The organism is Helicobacter sp. MIT 99-5507 (assembly GCF_003364295.1).
Lineage (GTDB): Bacteria > Campylobacterota > Campylobacteria > Campylobacterales > Helicobacteraceae > NHYM01.
In genome coordinates, this window is the sequence record NZ_NXLO01000002.1 from 1 (window position 1) to 20797 (window position 20797).

At 29.5% G+C, this 20797-nt stretch carries 21 protein-coding genes; 5 read left to right on the plus strand and 16 right to left on the minus strand.

Going from position 1 to position 20797, the window contains the following annotated elements:
- Window positions 1–385, plus strand: a 385-nt coding sequence (locus CQA42_RS08245; RefSeq protein ID WP_181881468.1) for a hypothetical protein, incomplete at its 5' end; no start/stop codon positions are given.
- Window positions 386–470: 85 nt separating this feature from the next.
- Here CQA42_RS08245 and CQA42_RS02530 read toward each other — a convergent pair.
- Genes CQA42_RS02530 through CQA42_RS02540 form a run of 3 tightly spaced genes read right to left on the minus strand, consistent with a single transcriptional unit; the run spans window position 471 to window position 2120 of the window.
- Window positions 471–698, minus strand: coding sequence for a DUF5408 family protein (locus CQA42_RS02530; RefSeq protein WP_115583132.1), 228 nt, complete (start codon window positions 696–698; stop codon window positions 471–473).
- On the minus strand, window positions 691–1503 hold the full coding sequence (locus CQA42_RS02535; protein WP_115583133.1) for a metal ABC transporter permease: 813 nt from the start codon (window positions 1501–1503) through the stop codon (window positions 691–693). Before CQA42_RS02535 ends, CQA42_RS02530 begins: the two co-directional genes overlap by 8 nt.
- A gap of 32 nt (window positions 1504–1535) precedes the next feature.
- The gene (locus CQA42_RS02540; RefSeq protein ID WP_181881469.1) at window positions 1536–2120 is read right to left on the minus strand and encodes a phosphatase PAP2 family protein; all 585 of its coding nucleotides are present in this window, start codon (window positions 2118–2120) and stop codon (window positions 1536–1538) included.
- 143 nt (window positions 2121–2263) lie between these two features.
- On the opposite strand from CQA42_RS02540, the gene CQA42_RS02545 reads away from it, so the two are divergent.
- Together CQA42_RS02545 and CQA42_RS02550 are read left to right on the plus strand one after the other, a co-directional pair.
- Window positions 2264–2968, plus strand: a complete 705-nt coding sequence (locus CQA42_RS02545) for a chemotaxis protein (RefSeq protein ID WP_115583135.1) — start codon at window positions 2264–2266, stop codon at window positions 2966–2968.
- Window positions 2965–4242, plus strand: a complete 1278-nt coding sequence (locus CQA42_RS02550) for a peptidase U32 family protein (protein WP_115583136.1) — start codon at window positions 2965–2967, stop codon at window positions 4240–4242. The genes CQA42_RS02545 and CQA42_RS02550 overlap by 4 nt, the downstream gene beginning before the upstream one ends.
- Here the strand turns inward: CQA42_RS02550 and CQA42_RS02555 are convergent.
- From CQA42_RS02555 to CQA42_RS02595, 10 genes are all read right to left on the minus strand, one after another.
- Window positions 4222–5019 carry a hypothetical protein gene (locus tag CQA42_RS02555; RefSeq protein ID WP_115583137.1) on the minus strand — a complete coding sequence of 266 codons (798 nt, stop codon included), beginning with the start codon at window positions 5017–5019 and terminating at the stop codon, window positions 4222–4224. The genes CQA42_RS02550 and CQA42_RS02555 overlap by 21 nt on opposite strands.
- Window positions 4985–5155: a hypothetical protein gene (locus CQA42_RS08250; protein WP_181881470.1), complete on the minus strand. Its 171-nt coding sequence runs from the start codon at window positions 5153–5155 to the stop codon at window positions 4985–4987. The genes CQA42_RS02555 and CQA42_RS08250 overlap by 35 nt, the downstream gene beginning before the upstream one ends.
- Window positions 5142–6413 (minus strand): (Fe-S)-binding protein, encoded by a 1272-nt coding sequence (locus tag CQA42_RS02560; protein WP_115583138.1) that lies wholly within the window; start codon window positions 6411–6413, stop codon window positions 5142–5144. The genes CQA42_RS08250 and CQA42_RS02560 overlap by 14 nt, the downstream gene beginning before the upstream one ends.
- A gap of 2 nt (window positions 6414–6415) precedes the next feature.
- Window positions 6416–7780 carry an oxygen-independent coproporphyrinogen III oxidase gene (gene hemN, locus CQA42_RS02565; RefSeq protein ID WP_115583139.1) on the minus strand — a complete coding sequence of 455 codons (1365 nt, stop codon included), beginning with the start codon at window positions 7778–7780 and terminating at the stop codon, window positions 6416–6418.
- A gap of 13 nt (window positions 7781–7793) precedes the next feature.
- Window positions 7794–8171 carry a DUF2603 domain-containing protein gene (locus CQA42_RS02570; protein WP_181881471.1) on the minus strand — a complete coding sequence of 126 codons (378 nt, stop codon included), beginning with the start codon at window positions 8169–8171 and terminating at the stop codon, window positions 7794–7796.
- Window positions 8159–9115 carry an ornithine carbamoyltransferase gene (gene argF, locus CQA42_RS02575; protein ID WP_115583520.1) on the minus strand — a complete coding sequence of 319 codons (957 nt, stop codon included), beginning with the start codon at window positions 9113–9115 and terminating at the stop codon, window positions 8159–8161. The genes CQA42_RS02570 and argF overlap by 13 nt, the downstream gene beginning before the upstream one ends.
- An 88-nt stretch (window positions 9116–9203) precedes the next feature.
- Window positions 9204–10553, minus strand: coding sequence for an FAD-dependent oxidoreductase (locus CQA42_RS02580; protein WP_115583141.1), 1350 nt, complete (start codon window positions 10551–10553; stop codon window positions 9204–9206).
- A 15-nt stretch (window positions 10554–10568) separates the two neighbouring features.
- Window positions 10569–11291: a metal ABC transporter ATP-binding protein gene (locus tag CQA42_RS02585; protein WP_115583142.1), complete on the minus strand. Its 723-nt coding sequence runs from the start codon at window positions 11289–11291 to the stop codon at window positions 10569–10571.
- 12 nt (window positions 11292–11303) lie between these two features.
- Window positions 11304–12173, minus strand: coding sequence for a metal ABC transporter solute-binding protein, Zn/Mn family (locus CQA42_RS02590; RefSeq protein WP_181881472.1), 870 nt, complete (start codon window positions 12171–12173; stop codon window positions 11304–11306).
- 43 nt (window positions 12174–12216) lie between these two features.
- Window positions 12217–13494 carry an SH3 domain-containing C40 family peptidase gene (locus CQA42_RS02595; RefSeq protein WP_181881473.1) on the minus strand — a complete coding sequence of 426 codons (1278 nt, stop codon included), beginning with the start codon at window positions 13492–13494 and terminating at the stop codon, window positions 12217–12219.
- A gap of 94 nt (window positions 13495–13588) precedes the next feature.
- Here CQA42_RS02595 and CQA42_RS02600 point away from each other — a divergent pair, with 94 nt between their 5' ends.
- Entirely contained in the window at window positions 13589–14683 is a 1095-nt protein-coding gene (locus tag CQA42_RS02600) for a metallophosphoesterase (RefSeq protein ID WP_115583145.1), read from the plus strand.
- Window positions 14680–15405 carry a hypothetical protein gene (locus tag CQA42_RS02605; RefSeq protein ID WP_115583146.1) on the plus strand — a complete coding sequence of 242 codons (726 nt, stop codon included), beginning with the start codon at window positions 14680–14682 and terminating at the stop codon, window positions 15403–15405. The genes CQA42_RS02600 and CQA42_RS02605 overlap by 4 nt, the downstream gene beginning before the upstream one ends.
- 4 nt (window positions 15406–15409) lie before the next feature.
- Here CQA42_RS02605 and CQA42_RS02610 read toward each other — a convergent pair whose 3' ends face one another.
- From CQA42_RS02610 to htpG, 3 genes are all read right to left on the minus strand, one after another.
- Window positions 15410–17983: an ATP-dependent Clp protease ATP-binding subunit gene (locus CQA42_RS02610; RefSeq protein ID WP_115583147.1), complete on the minus strand. Its 2574-nt coding sequence runs from the start codon at window positions 17981–17983 to the stop codon at window positions 15410–15412.
- A gap of 190 nt (window positions 17984–18173) precedes the next feature.
- On the minus strand, window positions 18174–18905 hold the full coding sequence (locus CQA42_RS02615) for a hypothetical protein (RefSeq protein WP_115583148.1): 732 nt from the start codon (window positions 18903–18905) through the stop codon (window positions 18174–18176).
- Between the two features lie 59 nt (window positions 18906–18964).
- A complete protein-coding gene (gene htpG / locus CQA42_RS02620; RefSeq protein WP_115583149.1) occupies window positions 18965–20791 on the minus strand; it encodes a molecular chaperone HtpG in 1827 nt (608 codons plus the stop codon).
- Window positions 20792–20797: the final 6 nt, after the last annotated feature.

Below are 20797 nucleotides of genomic sequence, written 5' to 3' on the forward strand. Positions count from 1 at the left end.
AAAAGCAATCCCTGCAAGAGTCTTTGCAGAAAATCTAGACCCTACAGCATCAACTCCTACTGGATTTAGTTCATGGGGTGATTGGATGATAGATACAGGTGGGCTTGATCGAGGTAGATGGACCGTAAATAATGGTAATAATCGTAATGGAATCGAGCCACTTGGAAATGTACAAAATGCTCAAGGAGCGCAAACTGGCGGATGTGGGGCTATAATTATTTTAGATACAACTACAGGAAACCTAACATTTGATCCAAACAAAATGCCTGCAACTACTACTAATGGTAATAATGGGGGAACATTCTGCAAAGCTCTAAAAGAATCTTATCCAAGTGGATCAAATAGAATAATCCATCTTGCTACAACTGGAGCTGTAAAGTTCTAAGACTTCATATAGATTCTAGGCTTGAAAAGCTTAGAATCTAGACTTACTTATAAAAATAAAACCAAATATTAAAATATCACATCATCTAATTAGATTCTAATTTGCTAGATTCTATGCTTTTAGGTTTTTGCATATCTTGTATTTGCTTTTCAATTTGTATCAATTTTTTATCTATACCAACACTAATGGTTACTTGATTTAGTAAAACCCAAAGAGATAATATCCCTAAAAATATTGATATTGCAATAGAAGCTATCGATATTTTTATAGCCCTAAGGGCTTTTTTCTCTATTTCTTGCATATTTTTATCCATTACATTTCCTTAAAATTATTTTTAAAATACTACTAAGTATCATACCAAATATAGCACTCATGACCACACAAGCACCTATGCTTAAATTATAATAATAACTCACAAAAAAGCCAATACAAATAAACATCAATGATAAAATAAAAGACAATACCATCATCTTACTAAGCGAACTAACAAACATACTTGCGATATATGCAGGAATACTAAGTATCGCAAGAACTAATATCAATCCTGCTATATTCATACTCATAACAATCCCAAGCGATACAAATATATAAATAAAAAATAAGAAAATATTAATATTGATATTTTTTAATTTACAAAATGTCTCATCATATAAGATTCCTAGAATCTCTCTATAATATAAATAAACAAAAGTAATAAGCAATATATCAAATATACCAATAATGATAATGTCGATTTTGCCTACAGCAAGAATCGAGCCAAATAAATAGCTTGTCAAATCTATCCCATATCCGGGAGTAATATCAATCAAAATCACACCAAGAGCCATACCAAATGCCCAAGCTGCTGCGATAAATGAATCGATATTTTTCTTTTTATTAATGATGAAATATATAAGTAATATTGACATCAAAATACTTGTGATTGCAGCTCCAAGCATGACATTAAAACCAAAATAAAGAGCAATCCCAACTCCACCAAATGCACTATGTGCCACACCACCACTTAAAAAAACGGTTTTATTTGAAACGATGATTGAGCCTACAATGCCACCACAAATTGAAACCAATAGAGCCGATAATAATGCAAATTGAATGAATTGAAATGATAATATCTCCAAGTAAATTCCTAATCTAACCAAATATTTATTATTTAAAATACCATATTAAATGATAATCCATAATACTGCTGTTTAAAACCATTTTTTGCTTCCCTTTGTTCAATATCAATTAAAATATTCATATCATCTCTTTGCTTTGTAATAAAATATGACATACTATACCCAAGAGCAGCGCCAGCTAAAACTTGAAGTGTTGTATGTTTTTTTGATGTAATCCTAGATATTCCAACAAGTGTTGCCAAAATGGTGGTGGGAATCCCCCATTTATATCCATATCGTTTTTGCATAAATCCAGCAGCTGAAAATGCACTTGATGTATGCCCTGATGGGAATCCTTCATAATCTTTTCCATTTGGTCTGCGTGAAATCCTAGCTAAATTTGGATTTTTCTTAGAAATGCCAACAAAACTATATTTTATTACAAATGTAGTAGCAAGAGTGCTAGCAGTAGAAATAGCAAGATAAGCTAGCCCTTCATAATCTTGTTCTATTAAAGTATAGATTCCTGCAAATGCTGGTAAAAATGAAAAAACATCACCATATAATCTAAAATAATCTACCTTAGCATAAAGATTTGCACTCAAAATAAAAAATAAAAGAAAGAAAATTTTTTTCATTTTAAAATACACCAACTTGCTTAGGATTTTTATAACCTGAAATAAAATCAAAGTTGAATTATATAAGATAAAGCTTAATAACTTTAATAGCATTTTTAGACTTGTAAGTATAAAATTATACAATTTATAAATATGAGGCAATAATGACGCAAGAAGAATTAAATGAGCTAATTTTAGGCAAATTTGATGATGGTATTGACAATACGACAAATAATAAAACTATAGATGAAAATCCGTTTGTCAATGATAATAAAGCCACAAAAGATAATTATAAAAATGACAATTACAAAGTTGATGCCGCGAAACAATGGCCACCACCGCCTCCAATAAATGAACATAAAGTAGTCCATCAATTAGATGATGTTACAAAAGGCTTAGAAGCAAAAGCTTCACAAGTTTTTGATCAGCTAGAATCTATTAGTCAAAATAGTCAAAGTGCGCAAGATGATTTAAAGATAATAAAAACTCATATAAAAAATCAAAAAAAGCTGTTTGAAAAATTATCTATTCAGTTTCCACATATAAAAGCATTTCAAGAATCTTTAGAATCCTCAAATGATTCTCTAAGACGAATTATTTCAATTGAAGAAAAAACGATAGATTCTACAGATTGCATACTTCAAGCGATGGATATAATGCAATATCAAGATATATACAGACAAAAAATAGAAAGGGTTGTAAATATTACTAGAACACTCTCAAGATATTTAAGCTCTATATTTGACACAGATATAGAAGATGATAAAAGAGTTTCAAGTGCTACGCATATACAAGGTGATACAACAAACAATGTAGCAAGTAGCGATGAAATAGAAGAATTAATCTCTTCATTAGGAAAGAAACAATAGCTAATAAAGTAGAATTATTATCACCTGCTGGGAATTTAGAAAAATTAAAAATTGCAATAACATATGGTGCTGATGCAGTATATGGAGGTGTGAGTCATTTTTCTCTTAGAAATAGATCTGGAAAAGAATTCACATATGAGACATTTAAAGATGGTGTAGATTTTGCACATAATAATGGTAAAAAAATATATGCCGCAATAAATGGCTTTCCTTTTAACTCTCAACTAAAAATCCTAAGAGAACATATTGCAAAAATGCGTGATACAAATGTGGATGCCTTCATCGTGGCAACTCCAGGGGTGATTAGACTATGCAAAGAAGTTGCCCCAAAGATTCCATTGCATTTATCAACACAAGCAAATGTTTTAAATATTCTTGATGCAGAAGTTTTCTATGAAATGGGTGTAAAGCGAATAGTAGCAGCAAGAGAATTAAGTCTAAAAGATGCAATGGAGATAAAAAAAGCCCTTCCAAATTTAGAAATTGAGATATTTTGTCATGGAAGTATGTGCTTTGCATTTTCTGGACGATGTCTTATCTCAAGCTTACAAAGCGGTAGAGTGCCAAATCGTGGAAGCTGTGCTAATGATTGTAGATTTGATTATGAATATTATGTAAGGAATCCTGACAATGGCGTGATGATGAGACTCTTAGAAGAAGAAGGCATTGGAACGCATATTTTTAATGCAAAGGATTTAAATCTAAGCCAACATATAGATGAGATTTTACAATCTGGTGCAATAAGTGCGTTAAAGATAGAAGGGCGAACAAAATCACCATATTATGCTGCAATATCAACTAGAACTTACAGAATGGCAATTGATGATTTTTATAATGGAGAGAGTAGAAAAAATATATATCAAGATGAGTTAAATACGCTTAAAAATCGTGGATTTACCGATGGATATATAGTAAGTCGTCCATATGAAAAAAATAATACACAAAATCAAATGAGTGCAATTAGTGATGGAAGCTATCAAGTAAATGCTATGATTAGAGAAGATGGAGAATTTGGAGTATGCAAATATACGATAAGATTAAATGAACCAAAAGAAATAATATTTCCACTAAATACACAATACATAGATTCTATTATAGTAGATAATGAAATTGGTAGAATCTATAAAGAAAATGGCAAATATTTTATTATTTTTAAAAAAATATTATTAGAGGATAATAAAGAGCTAAGCGAAATTCATAGTGGAAATACAAATCATTTCAAACTTCCTTGCAAACTCCCTAGCTATAGTTTTTTAAGAGAAAGGATTAATTAGGGGCAAACCTTCTATCTCTTTTAACCTATCATTATGAGATAAATATGTAAGATTGCCGTTTTTATCTCTACTTTGACGAGCTTTATGTCTTTTACAATATTCATCTAAATCATGTATCTTTAAAGAGCTAGAATATAAATGATTTTTTATAAAAAATAAATTCGTGCCACTAGAATCTGCGCCAATAAAGCAATATCCTTTAGATTTACCAAGACTTATTAAAGCTTTTATGCTAGCCCCAAAATAAAGCCCGCTATAATGTGCATCAAATCTGCAAAAGTCTTGCTTATAAGGCACGGATAAGCATTTGGTGCTACCAAATAATGCATTGTATTCTATTATAACAATAGCTGGGTCTATTACATTTATACTATCCCAAATATAATAATCATTTCCATCAATATCAATGCTTAGCAATGTTACATTAGAAATATCTCTAGTTTTTAAATACGATTTTATTAAATCATTTATATTATCTTTTGTGATAAAAGCACAAATAGCCTCTAAATCATATTTCCAATATATAGAATCTGATTTAATAAAATTTATATTATCTTTAGAACCATCGATAACTAAACCATGAAAATTTCGAAACTGCAATAAAAATCTAGTATTAGATTCTGTATAGTTTTCAACACCAAATTCAATAAAAGCTTTTGGATAATTATCTAAACTAGAATCTAATAAATGTAGTAAAAAATCTATAATCCCATCTTCGCCATTTTGGCTATATATCCTAAATTCACCATCTTCTATATGATGGCTGCCCCCCCCCAATTTTAGAGTCTATTAAATTTTTATTATAATAAGAGAGTTCTCTTCCATGTAATAGCTGCAAAGTATCCAATCTTGCATTAATGTCTCTATTAAAACTATTTTTGATTTTATGAAAAAATTTTTTAGCAAACCTCATTTAATGCCTCCTTGATAAGCTCCAAAGGGTGTCTAAAAGCTACATTAGAATCTATATTATCAAGTGCATTATTTAGCTGCATTCTACATGCAGAACACTCTGAACTAACTATACTAGCCTTAGAATCTTCTATATTTTTTGCTTTTGCTTTACCTGCATTATACGCAAGATGATATTTCTCACTTTGTATTGTAACACCACCAAAACCACAACATCTATCGCATTCTTTCATTTCTACAAAATTATAATTTTGTTCAAGTAAGATTCTAGGCTCTTTATAGATATTTAGCACTTTTTTTGCATGACATGGATCGTGATATGTGATTTTTATATCATTTTTTGATGATTGTTTGAGCAAATCTAGTAAATTTGTTTGATTGTATAAATAAGAAGTTGCCATTTGAAATTTTGGCAGGATTTTATTTAATCTAGCTAGATTCTTAGCATCTTTTGAATATTCTAATGCATGTTTCCAATCAACCATAATCATTGCAGCACAAGTCGCTTCAGGCACAAGGACTACATCAACATCATCAATAAATTTCTCAAATAAATCAAGATTTTTATTAATCAAATACAATACACTTTTAATATCACCTGTAAAATATGCTGGAGCACCACAACACTCTTGCTTTGGTACAAAAGTATCAATACCTAATTTATCTAATATAAATAAGAGAGAATCCCCTACTTGCGTGTAATTGTAATTGCTAAGACAGCCAATAAAAATGGCTACTTTTTTATTGCTTTTTTTATTTTTAGATTCTATTAATCCTTTGTATTTCTGCAAAAAACTCTTTGTTTCAAAAGGGAAAATAGTCCTTTTGCCAAACTTTGACATATTAAATCTACTTCTTAATTTATCTCCACTCTTTTTAAATGCACAAGGTGCAACAAAACTAGTAAAACTAAATACAAAATCCATCAATTTTCTATGTTTTAATAAATAAAAATAGAATTTTTTATACCAAGCTATACCAAATTTTTCTGCTATATCAATCCTACTTTGCTGTATCATTGAGGCAGTATCAATTGACTGCGGACATAATGTCGTGCAAGTAGTGCATAAAAAACAAGATTCAAATATATTTTTTAGATTCCTATCTAAATCTAAATTATTTTTACTATACACTCCAAGCAAATCAACAAAGCCTCTAGGCGATGTAACTTCATCTCTATTTACTTGATAAATAGTGCATGATGGCACACATTTGGCACATTTGACACAAGATGAACTAATAGATGATATATCAAGCATGGCTAAACTGTCTTAGAGAATCTTTTATCATTTGCATTTGTTTTTCTTAAATACTCATCAAAGTTCATTACGATATTCCTAACTAGCATTCCACCTGTATGGCTTATTTTAATCTCATCATCAGTAATCTCTAGCAATCCTAGATTTACATATTCTTTTAAATCATTTATAGAATCTTTAAAGTGCTCTTTGAAATTTATACCAAATTTATTTTCTATATGTCTAATATCTAATCTCAAATTATTCATCAATTTCATAATAATATTTTTTCGCAATCTATCTTCATCTGTAAGCTTTACACCTCTTTGAATCGGTAAGATTCCATTATCTAAACATTCCATATATAAAGATATGTCTTTGTGATTTTGAGCATAGTAATCATGCCCTTCTCCTATACTAGTTACACCAAGCCCTATTGTCTGTGTGTGTTTTTTTGTAGTATATCCTTGAAAATTTCGCTTCAATTCACCTTTTAGTGAAGCTTGATACAATTCATCATTTTCTAATGCAAAATGATCCATTCCTATCATCTTATAACCATTGTTTGTTAGACAATCTATTGTATATTCTAAAATCGATAGCTTTGTGGCTGGAGCTGGTAACATAAACTCATCTATTTTTCGCATTGTCTTTTTTATCCAAGGAACATGAGCATAATTAAATACAGCAAGTCTGGTTGGCTTAATCTTCAATACAGAATCTAAAGTAGTCTTAAAACTCTCTAAACTTTGCTTTGGTAATCCATATATCAAATCAAAATTAATATATTTTATACCATATTTTTGTGCCAACTCTACAGCCTTTTGGACTAAATCAAATGACTGGAATCTATGAATAGCTTTTTGCACATCACTATCAAAATCCTGCACACCAAAAGATAAACGATTAAATCCATAAGAGTTTAATACCCTCATCTGCTCTTCATTAAAATATCTAGGATCTATCTCACAACTTATTTCAGCATTGCTTGAAAAATTACTAAATACATTATGAATAGATTTAAGAATAGTATCTAGGCTTTTTGCATCATAAAATGTAGGTGTTCCGCCACCAAAATGAAATTGCAATATTTCTCTGCTGCTATCAATATACTGCTTTAGCAAAGTAATTTCTTTTTGAAGATATTTGATGTATTCTTGTTTTTTATCTTCTTTGCTAGTATAAACCACGCTACAACCACAAAAATAACAAGCACTTTTACAAAATGGTAAATGAACATATAAAGATAATGGCAAATGTATATTTCGCTCTAAAGATTCTATATATGAAGCAGCATTAAAACTTTCATTAAATTCTAATGCTGTTGGGTAGCTCGTATATCTTGGACCTGGTTTGCTATATTTGGCAAATTTTTCAAAATCAATCATAAAAATTTCGCTTTTAAGAATTAATATTCATATCTTTGAAATATTCATCAATGTTTATAAACAAATTTGGATAATTTATCTTAATTTCTTTAACAACTTTTTTAATATCATAGATTGTTAGATTCTTTTTTTTGGATTGAATACTCTTAAGCAGCGTTTTTGCAACGATAAAAACATCATCAAAATCTCTTGGCATTTCTTGTAAAATCTCTTTTTCCAAACTTTTAAACATCAATGCTTCATGATTTATTTTTATTATTTCTTGCATTTTTCTATATTCACTATCTAATAATAACACATAATCATAATCACCGATTTTAACACTATATGGAGTAGATTGCAAAGAACTTTTTTTGATAGTGATTGTAAAATCTGTATCTATTTTTTCCAATTTTCTTCCTCTAAAAATGTAATTATACCTTTATGTGCATGAAGTCTATTTTCTGCTTCAATAAATACCTTGCTACTACTAGATTCTATGACTTCATCAACGACTTCATATCCCCTATATGCAGGCAAACAATGTAAAAATATTGCATTATCACCTAAACTCATAATACCAGAATCTACACAAAATCCACTAAATTGCTTAACTTTTTCTTCTTTTCCTTCTTCTTGCCCCATTGATACCCAAGTATCAGTTGTTATTACATTTGCATTTTTCGCTGCATCTAATGGATTATTTGTGATATTGATAATTGCACCACTAGATTTTGCAAAATCTAGCGCTAGATTTAAAATATCACGATTGACTTCAAATCCTTTTGGTGTAGCTATGCGAAGCTCAAATCCAAGTTTTGCACTAAGCATAAGCCAAGAATGAGCCATATTGTTTCCATCCCCGATATAGCATACAATAGGTTTTTTTAGATTCAAAGATTCTTTATCACTAACACCAATGCCACACTCAAGCATAGTTATATAATCTGCTATTAGCTGGGTAGGATGATATTCATTGCTAAGACCATTTATCACAGGCTTACTTGAAAATAGAGAAAATTCTTCTATTTTAGAATGTTCAAATGTGCGTATCATAATCATATCAGCCATGGATGAAATGACCCTAGCTGTATCTTTTATGCTCTCTCCTCGCCCTAGCTGTATCTCTTTGTTTGATAGAAATAGTGCCATCCCGCCTAGCTCATAAGCACCAATCTCAAAACTTATTCTAGTTCTTGTTGAGCTTTTTTCAAATATCATAGCCAAAGTTTTATCTTTAAAATATGGCTGAATCTTATTTCCATTTAAACGATTCTCTTTTATCTTAACACTAATATTTACAATGCGTAAAATCTCATCTTTACTCAAATCTTTAAGTGATAAAAAATGTTTTATTTTTGGCATACTTCAATCCACAAATGATATTAAAAATTGCTTATTCTACTTTTTTTTATTATATAAAGCAATTAATATTCAATCTGCACTATTTCATCACATTTAAATCTTTGTAGAATCTCTCAATATCAAATGTTTTATTTAGATATTTTACAATCTCTAAAGTATCTATTTCTGCATTTCCAAGGCAGCTTGTTGCCCCAGGTGATGGTGTCATATTAAAAGTTATTCCTTTGTTTGTCAATATCTTTTTTTCACCTAATTCTAATTTTTTTGCACTCATGTCAATTACTTGCGGACGCACTTCACCAAAACCTTTTGCATAAGTTAAATCTTCTAATTTTAGTGATGGGATAATTTTTCTTGCATCTTTGATAAAAACTCTTTTACCAAAATATGGCACTTCAAAAAACATATTTCTAAAAACATAATTTCTAATATCACTATCTTTTAACAAACCAAATAAAACTTGCATAGCAGCAACTTTAAAATCAATTGTCAATAATTCACTATTAATATTTCCAAATAGATATTTTGAGCGCTCTAGCTTTGGCATGGCAAGTGCAGTAGGTCCAAGTCTAGTAACACCACTAAGTGCTATATCTGGGTCACCATGTAGCGCTGCAAATGGCAATTTTGGATTCTGCACTGCATATACTTTCCCTTTTAATAAAGTGCCAGGAACAAAATAAAAACTACCCGCAACAGGCAAACAAGCCAAATCCTTGCCATATCCTGAATGTTGTGCTAAAGGAAGCGAATACGAGCCTGCATTAACAAGTACAAATTTTGCATGAATTTCTCTATTATCTTTTGAAGTGATTGTGTATCCACCGCTAGAATTTTCTTTTATTTTTACTACTTTAAAATTTAAAAATACTTTACTATTTTTGTTTGATTTTTCACTTTCTTCTATAAAACTTTGGCTCAATTTTTCAAAATTCATTGCACACCAAGATTCTAGATACCCAGATGCTACGATATTTTCAACCCTATCATTTCCATCTAACCCTTCTATGACTTTTGGTTCAATCTTTTTTACTTCATTTTTACTAAAAAACTGCAAACCCTCAAAAATATCTTTAAATTCTTCATGTCTTTTTGCCATAAATTCACATTCTTTATCACCAACTCCAATAGCAATTTTTTGCATTTTAAATATGGCTTTATTTTGCAATCCTTTAGATAGAGCATAATGCTTTACTTTATCTGCAGCAATCTTGACTTTAGCAGCCTTTAATGCAGTATAATTTGTCTCAATTGAGCCATCATGTATAGTTTGAGAATTGCCCTTTGAACTAGAGCTAATGCTAGCTAATTTGTCACATTTCTCAAGTAATGCAATTTTCCCTATATTTGTATATTCATTAAGAGTATAAAATGTTGCACAACCCGATACACCGCCACCAATAATTACAACATCAAAATCATTTTCCATTTTAAAACCCCTACTTTAATTAGTATTTCTATGCTGATTTGTAATCTTGCAAAAATACCTATCAATATCTATATTATCTTGCAAACCCTCAAAACTTAATAATTCTTTATTTATAAATAATATATTGCTTGCATATTCAAGCAAGTTAGAAATATCATGAGTTATGACTATTATAGTATGGCTAGAATTTATCTCTTTTAATAATTTATAGATTTCTTGTTTAGTTGGTAAATCTATACTTGAAGTAGGCTCATCAAATATAAGCAATTTTGGATTCCCGCATAATGCTCTAGCAATCAAAACTCTCTGTCTTTGCCCACCTGATAAATCACCAATTTTTCTAAATCTAATATCAGCAATACCTAGTTTTTCCATAATCTCAAGAGCTTCCTTTTTGTCCTGCTTTGTTATTTTGTATCCAAATAACCTTTTCTCCAAAAAGCCCATTAGGACAACATCAAAAGCTTGTATAGTAAAATCTTTGTTGATGCTTGTATCTTGTGGTGTATATCCAACTAATGAATCTTTATTAAACAAAGAAATCTGTGGATATTTAATTAGTCCTGAAGTAGGTTTTAATAAATTTAGCAGAATCTTTGCTAATGTGCTTTTTCCACCGCCATTAGGACCAATGATTGCCAAAAAATCACCATCTCTTAGTGTAAAGCTGATATTGTTTAATACAATATCTTTATCGTATCTAAAACTTAGATTCTCACATACTAAAATATTATCCATTAAAATTAATACCTAATTATTTGCTATCTCATTTAAAAAATGTTCTAGACTTTCAAGCCAATCATAACTAAGCGGATCAGCAAGTTTCACTTCAATTCCTGCTTCTTTTGCTATAGTTAATGCATTTTTCTGTGAAAACTGCGGCTGTATAAACATCACCTTTATATTATTTTTCTCTATAATCTCCAATATATCTCGCCTATGAGCAATTTTAGCTTCTTTCCCATCTTCTTCTATTGCATATTCACTAAGCCCAAGTTCATTTGCTATATAATTCCATGCTGGGTGAAATACTAAAAATGATTTTTTAGAATCTGCAAATACAATTTTAAACCTATTATATAAATTATCTATTTTATCGATGAAATTTTGTAGATTTTCTTTATAGATTTGTGTATTTTTTGGATTTATGTTTATTAAAGTATCAGCAATTTGCTTAGCATGAAGTTTCGACAACTCAAATGATAACCATATATGAGGTGGGTGATTGTGATGTTCATGTTCATCATGTGAATGTTCATGATGTGAGTGATGATTGATATCATATTTTTTATTATATTTATCTAGGATTCCATCTGGTAGAGGTTTTATTAATTGCATATTTGGATTTACAGATTTAAATCTATCAAGCCACGCATCTTCAAAAGGCATACCAATACCAAAATAAATTTTTGAATTTGATAATTCTTGTAATTGTTTTATTGTTGGCTCATAAGTCTCTGGGCTTTTTCCTTTTTGCACCATTACATTGACATTTACCAAATCACCTGCAATTTGCTTCACAAAATAGCTTTGTGGTATCACACTAACACTTACATTTATTTTCTCACTTGCAAATATATTGCAAACAAAAAATATCAATGGGACTAAAATCTTAATCACAAAATCCTCCAAGTATTAAAATCAAAATCTAACATAATTACTATTATTTAACAATAATATTCATAGCCTCAATTCTATCAAGAAGGCTAGGCGGCGGATTTATACCATTTTGTTCATTCCCTGGAATGAGTGTAGTAATGCTAATTCCACCTAATATATTCAATCCTTTACTTGAATTCACTGCCCAAACATCGTGCATCACGATAGGTTGATTATTATACTCGCCAATATATAACATAATATGACCTTTTAGCCAAAAAATCGTCCTAAAAGGCAATGCGCTCTTCTTAATTATCTCTATTTTTTCATCATTATCTTTTGGGAGTGTTATATATGTGCTATATGGAGATGATTTTGCTGTATTTACTTGGGCTAGAGAATTGCGTGGCAAAAAAATACCTACATTCATCAATACATCTCTTATAAAAGCAGAACAATCTCTATTTTCATACATTCCACCCCAGCCATAGTTTTCTAGATTTAGAGAATCTGCTAGATTTGCAATATTGCTTTGAGTGAAAGCAAGAGGAAATTTGCTAAATAAATTTGTATCAAAAGAAAGTGGAATCTTTATTGCCAACCCTTCGTTATTGCGATAATAACCATATATCTTATTATCTATTTTTTGAAATAACATTCCTATTCTTGCATTTACCACAAATTTATCTTTGTGATAAAGCGGGATTCTATCTTTGATTGGCACTACAAAATCTCTAGTATGCATTAAATTATTCATATCTTTTTTACTAATTTTTGCAACCTCATCAAATTTTACCCAACCAGACACAAATGCACTTTGCACAAGCAACCATTCTTTTGTTTTATCTTCATGCAAGATTCTAATAGGTGTCCAAGCAAAAATCAAAGAATTTTGCCATCTATCAAATGGATATCCATCTTGTTTTGAAAATCTAGGTTTAATTGTAGGTAAAACACGAACATTGGCAGTTTTTACCATGATTGCATAATCATTTTTACTAGGATAAGAATCTACATCAGCATTCAATCTCAATTCATCTAAGAATCCATCACTATGATATCTTTTAGATTCTCCAAAACCTCTCTTGCTAGATAATCCCCAAAATACATCTTCTTTGCTTGGAGGGACAAAGTCTTTATTCCATACAGAAAAATATTTATCTAAATATTCTTCCCTTAGTTTTAGTGAAAAATTACTAGTTGCTATTTCTTTATTATCACTAATATACATTACTGCACGTTGTGATAATGATAAATCATCTATATTAGAATCTAATATAGCTTCTTTTGTCGCACAACCGCCAAAAAATAAAATAATCAAAAATAAAATTCCTATCTGCAAAAACACTCCTAGACTTTGCTATTAACTTTAAAATTTTATATTATACTCACAAAAGTTATTATTTAATTATTTTTTTTCAAAGGAAATTTTAAGAATGAGCATGTTTTTTATTTTTGCAATTTGCTGTTTTGGTATATTTCATCTAATAGGCTACAATGCACTTATAAAACATATAAGCAAAAATTTAAAATTTAGATTAATAAGCATAGCACTTTTAATTTTAAATTTTATAATACTTATTGTATATGTTATGTTGATTAGAAATACAACATTGCCAGATACAATCGTAATAATCTTATCTATATCGATTTTAATTGCACTTTTATTATGCACACTTGGGATTCTAAATATCATATTTTTAATTATTGGTAGATTTATAAAACCATTTCCAAATGTATTAATTAGCAAGATTCTACTTTGTTTGTTGCCTTTAGGGGTTATCAATGGAATCTATGAAGCAAACAAAACCCCAAAAATAGTAGAACAAACAATAGAAATAAAAAATCTAAAAAAAGATATAAAGATTTTATTTTTATCAGACTTACATATATCAAATCTAATAAGCAAAGAAAAAATACAAAATACTATCAATCTAGCAAACTCTACAAATCCAGATATTATCATATTAGGAGGCGATATTATAGATAGCTATGAAAATGTGATAAAAGATAAGATTCTACTACTCAAAGATTTGAATGCAAAATATGGCGTATATTTTGTGCTTGGCAATCATGAATTTATATTTGATGCAAATAAAAGTCTTGAGATTATGAGTAAATTTAGCAATATCACATCGCTTGTGAATTCAAGTGTAATTATAGATGATAATATCAATCTTATTGGAATTAGTGATTTGATGGGAAGAAGAGTTGGATATTTAGAGCCAAATATAAATGAGGCATTAAAAAATACAAATGATGATTTGCCAAAGATTCTAATCTCACATCAACCAAATATCATTGATGAATTAGATTCTGATATTGATTTAGTATTTAGCGGGCATACGCATGGCGGACAAATCTTTCCTTTTACAATTCTTGCATATCTTAATAATCCATTTTTATATGGACTAAAACCTATAAACAATATTCAATTATATATATCGCAAGGTTCTCATTTAGCAGTAACTTATGGCAGAATCGGAACTCAAAATGAAATAAACCTAATAACACTAAAGGAGATGAAATGAGATTTATATTACTAGCAAGTATATTTATAAATATCATTTTTGCAAATGATTTAATCATCACAAAAAAATTTACAGCAAGCAAAGAAATAGAACCAAAATTCTTATTTGTAAATATAGAAGTAGATAGCTCATCTACACTTAGAAATATAGGTGAATTAAAAAATAGTGATAGAGAAAAAATCACAAATACACTAAATAGTGTCATCAATGAAGCACAAAGTAGCAAAATATGTAAAGGTGGTAGCTTTTCGATTACACCAATTATTAGTTATGAAAAAGATACGAGGAAAACAATAGGACAAAATGTCGATTTCAATCTTAATTGCAAATTTCTAAAAGATGATTTAAACACATATAACAATCTTTTATCAAATATAAATAACATCATCTCACAAAATAAATTATTATCACTTCCGCAACCAAGTATAAATTATAGAATCACAGAAGATGAAATAGAACAAACAAAAGATGATTTATTTGATGAATTTATAGAAAAGATAGTAAAAATTGAGAATAAATACTCAAATATTCTAAATAGACAATGCAGATCAAGTAATATAAGTTATGATGAGGATCTAAGAGCAGGTCCAATAACATTTAAAGCTATGGCAATGGCAGATTCTTCTATTACTGCAAATAGATCATCTGCTCCAGTATCTGCTCCGATTCTAGATACAACTAGAATTACAATTGATGTAATGGTGCAATTAAATTGCAAATAGAGCTTTAAAGCTCTCTTGCTAGAATCTTGTCATCTTTGGCATAGAATTCTATATGCGAGTTTTCATTAACTTCATCTTTTAATATCATCATTGATAATAAATCTTCAATCTCTTCTTGCAATGCTCTTTTTAGAGGTCTAGCGCCAAATACAGGGTCAAATCCAATATCTGCAATCAATTCTTTTGCACTAGAATCTAATGAAATCTTGATATTTTTTGTAGCTGCCAATTTTGCAATATGCCCAAACATAATATCTACAATCTTTATAATCTCATCTTTTCCCAAAGGATTAAAAATGATAATATCATCAAGGCGATTTAAAAACTCTGGCTTAAAATAATGCTTTAAGTCATTCATTACAGCACTTTTACGCTCTAATTTAGATTCTATTTCCATGATTTTATCACTTGCAATATTTGATGTTAAAATAATAATCGTATTTCTAAAATCAACAACAACACCTTTATTATCAGTTAATCTTCCATCATCTAAAACTTGCAATAATAGATTAAATACATCTGGATGGGCTTTTTCAACCTCATCAAAAAGCACTACACTATAAGGTTTGCGTCTAACTGCTTCTGTTAGCTGACCACCTTCATCATATCCTACATACCCTGGAGGCGCACCTACCAATCTACTTACTGCATGTTTTTCCATATATTCACTCATATCAATTCTAATAAGCGCGCTCTCACTATCAAATAAGAAATTTGCAAGGCTTTTTGCACTTTGAGTTTTACCAACACCTGTTGGACCAAGAAACAAAAAGCTACCGATTGGTCGATTAGCAGAATTTAGCCCTGCTTTATTTCGTTTTATTGCTTTTGAAATCGCACTCAAAGCTTCATCTTGCCCAACTACACTTTTTTGCAATTGCAATTCTATATTTAGAATCTTTTCTTTATCGCTAGAGAGCATTTTTTGAACTGGAATCTTCACCCATTTACTTACAACTTCAGCAATACTTTCTTCTGTTACAGCATTTTTTAATAAAGTCCCTTGTTTTGATAGCTCCTGCCATCTATTATCTAGTTCTTTATTTTTTGCCTCTAACTCTGGAATCTTTCCATAGTCAATTTCTGCTGCCTTATTATAATCACCATTTCTTTTAGCAAGTTCTGCTTCTATTCTATAAGAATCTATTTGGCTTTTGATATTTGCAATTTCCTCAAAAATAGATTTTTCATTTTTAAATTGCAATTCAAGTCTAGCCTGCTCTTCTTTTGTATTTTCTAGCTCTTTTACAATCTCATCAATCCTATCTTTGTTTTTATTTTCCTCCATATTTAATGCTTCTTTTTCCACTTCAAGATTCTCTATTTTTCTTTTTACTGCAAGCAATTTAGCAGGTGAAGATTCTATTTGCATACGAATTTCACTTGCTGCTTCATCTATCAAATCAATAGCTTTATCTGGTAAAAATCTATCTACAATATATCTTGATGAAAGCCTCACTGCAGCCACAAGTGCAGAATCTAGTATCGTTACATTATGATGTGCTTCTAATTTTTCTTTTATACCACGAAGCATATGCAACGCTTCATTTTGACTTGGTTCATCAAGATTTATTGGCTGGAATCTTCTTTGTAATGCAACATCTTTTTGAAAATATTTTCTATATTCTTTTAGTGTAGTAGCACCTATTGTGTGCATTTCACCACGTGCAAGTGCAGGCTTTAGTATATTTGCAGCATCCATTGAACCTTCACTTGCTCCTGCTCCTACAATCGTATGTATTTCATCAATAAATAAAATAATATTTTGATTCTTTTTTACTTCATCAACTACACTTTTTAATCTATCTTCAAACTCACCGCGATATTTTGCACCAGCAATCAATGCACTCATATCAAGTGCTATTAGTCTTTTATTTTGTAAAGAAAGCGGAACATCTTTTTTTACAATTTTTTGAGCCAACCCCTCTACTACAGCAGTTTTACCAACTCCAGGTTCTCCAAGCAAGATTGGATTATTTTTTGTTTTTCGTATAAGAATCTGCATCATTCTAGTGATTTCTTCATCTCTTCCTATTATTGGGTCAAGTTGTCCATCTAATGCTTTTTTTGTAAGATCAATACCAAACTTTGCCAAACTATCTAGATTCTCATCTCCACTACTTGTCTGTATTTTTGCACCATTTCTCATACTTTGCAAAGTTTTTATCAATTCATTTATATCAAGATACTTTTTAAAAATCTTATTTAGTCCTTCATTTTTAGTGATATTTGCAATAATCCACGCATCTATAGATACATAAGTATCACCATTTTGGATTGCATAACCTTCTGCTAGATTGATACTCTCAAGTAATGATTTTGAAATAGTAATATTTTCTTTACTCACATTTGAGCTTTTTGGATATGAATCAACTAAGCTTTTGATTTCTAAAAGAAGTGCATCTTTTTGTATATTCATAGAATTTAATGCTGTATTTAAAATCGAATTTGAATTCACACATAAAGCCATTACAAAATGCCCGCAATCAACTTCTTGATTTTTATTATTTAATGCAAGAGATATTGCATTGTCAATAATTTCTCTAAACTGATTAGTTAATTTTTCAAAAATATTCATATTATATCCTTCAAATTAATTATATATAAAACTATTATAATACTTTAGTCTAATAATGTCAATGTTATAAAAATATTTTATAAAATTAGCAATAATATTAATTTAGTGATAAAAATATTTAGATTAAAAATCAATGAAAGTAAAAAATTATTTGATAGAAGATTCTTTTGCACAATTGTGCAAAAGAGATTTATTTTTCGTAGATATAAGGAACTCCACGAATTGCGCCAGTCTTAAATAAAGATTCTGTAGTTGCAGCAATTTTACTTGTATCAATCTTTGCTGGAGCTTTAAAATTTGATGAAAATACTTCTTTAATACCTTGTAATTTATCTTTTTCACTCATACTTGATTTAATCTTATCTACTAAATATGCAGCTTTCTTTTGAGAATCTTCACCCAAAATACCAACAATAACCATATTTACATTATGAGTTTTCAATCTATCTTCAATATTTCTTAATTCCTCTTTGCAATATCCACAATTTGGATCAGCTACAATAAAATAAGTCTTTGGGTTTTTTGCACTTGATTTTAAAGTGATATATTGATCTGGTGATAAAGCTTCAATTAGCTTTCCAGCTGCTTCTTTTTGACCACTTTCGTTATGAGCCATAGTTTCATCAATAGCCTTGCTTACTATATCTTCATCTGCTTTTGATGCAGTAAAAAATATATTTGATAATCCTATGATAGTGCCACCATCACTTGTTACAAACATAGGAATTCTTTGCGCACTTCCATCTGCAACCTCAACAATCACCATTTTTAAATTTTTGCTATCTTTTAAATCTACACTATTTACTACATTTACTTTAGCGCTAGTTTGCTTTTCGATTAAATTTTTTATATTATCTTCAAATGAACCAGCTAATAAACTACTTAATAATACAGCCGATAATAATAAAAATTTTTTTATCATTTAAATCCTTTAATTATTGATATAGGGTTAAGATTCTACCTTCTTTTTATAAAAACAAACTAAACACTCATCATAATAAGATTATTAATTCTTTGAGAGAAGCTGTTTGCGTCATTTATGCCACCTTTTTCTAGCAACTTCGCACTATCAAATAATATAAAAATAATATCTTTTAGCTTTTCATCATCTTTTAAATCTTTTAGTTTTTTAATGATTGCATGATTTGGATTTATCTCAAATATTGGCGATTCTTCTTTCACCTCTTGTCCCATTTGACGCATTAGCTGCTCCATCATAGGATTGCTCCCCTCGCTAATAACACAACTTGGAGATTTATCTAATCTAGTTGATAACCTTATATCTTTTATTTTTCCTTCCAAGATACCTTTTGTTTTATCTAAAAAATCTTTATATTCATCAGCTATTTCTTTACTAATTTCATCTTTATTGTCTTCCATAGCTACATCTTTAAACTTTAATCCTTCAAATTCTCCTAAAGAAGGCATAATAAAGCTATCAACTTCATCATTTAACAATAAAACTTCAATATCATCTTTTGTATATTTTTCTAATAGTGGTGAATTTCTTAATAGCTCCAAATCGCTACCTATAATATAATAAATATTTTCATCTTTAGCCCTTTGCTTATATGTGCTAAGCGATACAAACTCACCTTTTGTAGTAGCAAACCTGCAAAGATTTAATAATTTATCTTTATTTTCATAATCACTATAAAGCCCTTCTTTTAGAAGCTTTCCAAATTCATTATGAAAAGTTTTGTATTTTTCTTCATCTTTTGAGAGATTCTCAATTTCACTTAGAATCTTCTTTGTAGATGCAGATTTTATATTTGCTAGAATCTTATTTTGCTGCAATATCTCACGGCTGACATTTAGTGGTAAATCCTCGCTATCTATAATACCTCGTATAAATCGCAAATATTGAGGTAATAATTCTTTATCATCATCAGTAATAAATACTCTTTTTACATAGAGTTTTACACCCGATTTATAATCCACTCTAAACAAATCAAATGGTGCGCGAGAAGGAATATAAAATAATGTAGTATATTCTAAAGAACCCTCCACTTTATTATGTATATAGCTAAGTGGTTTTGTATTATCATGGCTAAGATTCTGATAAAATTCATTGTAATCATCTTCACTTAATTCATTTTTTGGAATCTTCCAAAGTGCCTTTGCTTTATTGATTTGCTCTTCTTTGTGAATAATTTCTTCACTTTTATCTTCTTTTGTTTGTTTTTCATCATAAGACAGGATGATTGGAAATGCGATATGATCAGAATATTTTTTGATTAAGCTATCAATTCTCCATCTATTTGCGTATTCTTTAGCATCATCTTTTAAATAAAGATCTATTTTTGTTCCAAAACTATCTTTTATACATTCTTGGATTTCATACTCACCTTTTCCATCGCTAATCCAAGAAAACGCTTTATCTTCTAATGCTTTTTTGGAAGTAACAATAACCTTGTCTGCTACCATAAAACTAGAATAGAATCCTACACCAAACTGCCCTATCAGCATAGAATCTTTCTTTTTATCACCACTTAAAGCGTTCAAAAAACCTTTTGTTCCACTTTTTGCTATAGTCCCTAGATTCTCAATAAGTTCGCTCTCATTCATACCAATACCATTGTCTTCGATGCTTAAGAGCTTTTTTTCTTCATTAAATGTAATTTTTATTTGTGGTTTAAACTCAATACTTTTAAATTTATCATCACTAAGTGTGAGATAATTAAGCTTATCTAGTGCATCAGAGGCATTTGATACCAATTCTCTTAAAAATATCTCTTTATTAGAATAAAGCGAATGTATCATCAAGTCTAATAATTGATTGATTTCAGTTTGAAATGAATGTTTCATGATATT

Coding starts and splice junctions, on each gene's coding strand:
- CQA42_RS02530 (WP_115583132.1), bottom strand. CDS start 698: ATGGATAAAAATATGCAAGAAATAGAGAAAAAAGCCCTTAGGGCTATA.
- CQA42_RS02540 (WP_181881469.1), bottom strand. CDS start 2,120: ATGAAAAAAATTTTCTTTCTTTTATTTTTTATTTTGAGTGCAAATCTT.
- CQA42_RS02545 (WP_115583135.1), top strand. CDS start 2,264: ATGACGCAAGAAGAATTAAATGAGCTAATTTTAGGCAAATTTGATGAT.
- CQA42_RS08250 (WP_181881470.1), bottom strand. CDS start 5,155: ATGAGGTTTGCTAAAAAATTTTTTCATAAAATCAAAAATAGTTTTAAT.
- CQA42_RS02560 (WP_115583138.1), bottom strand. CDS start 6,413: ATGCTTGATATATCATCTATTAGTTCATCTTGTGTCAAATGTGCCAAA.
- hemN (WP_115583139.1), bottom strand. CDS start 7,780: ATGATTGATTTTGAAAAATTTGCCAAATATAGCAAACCAGGTCCAAGA.
- CQA42_RS02580 (WP_115583141.1), bottom strand. CDS start 10,553: ATGGAAAATGATTTTGATGTTGTAATTATTGGTGGCGGTGTATCGGGT.
- CQA42_RS02585 (WP_115583142.1), bottom strand. CDS start 11,291: ATGGATAATATTTTAGTATGTGAGAATCTAAGTTTTAGATACGATAAA.
- CQA42_RS02600 (WP_115583145.1), top strand. CDS start 13,589: ATGAGCATGTTTTTTATTTTTGCAATTTGCTGTTTTGGTATATTTCAT.
- CQA42_RS02605 (WP_115583146.1), top strand. CDS start 14,680: ATGAGATTTATATTACTAGCAAGTATATTTATAAATATCATTTTTGCA.
- CQA42_RS02610 (WP_115583147.1), bottom strand. CDS start 17,983: ATGAATATTTTTGAAAAATTAACTAATCAGTTTAGAGAAATTATTGAC.
- CQA42_RS02615 (WP_115583148.1), bottom strand. CDS start 18,905: ATGATAAAAAAATTTTTATTATTATCGGCTGTATTATTAAGTAGTTTA.
- htpG (WP_115583149.1), bottom strand. CDS start 20,791: ATGAAACATTCATTTCAAACTGAAATCAATCAATTATTAGACTTGATG.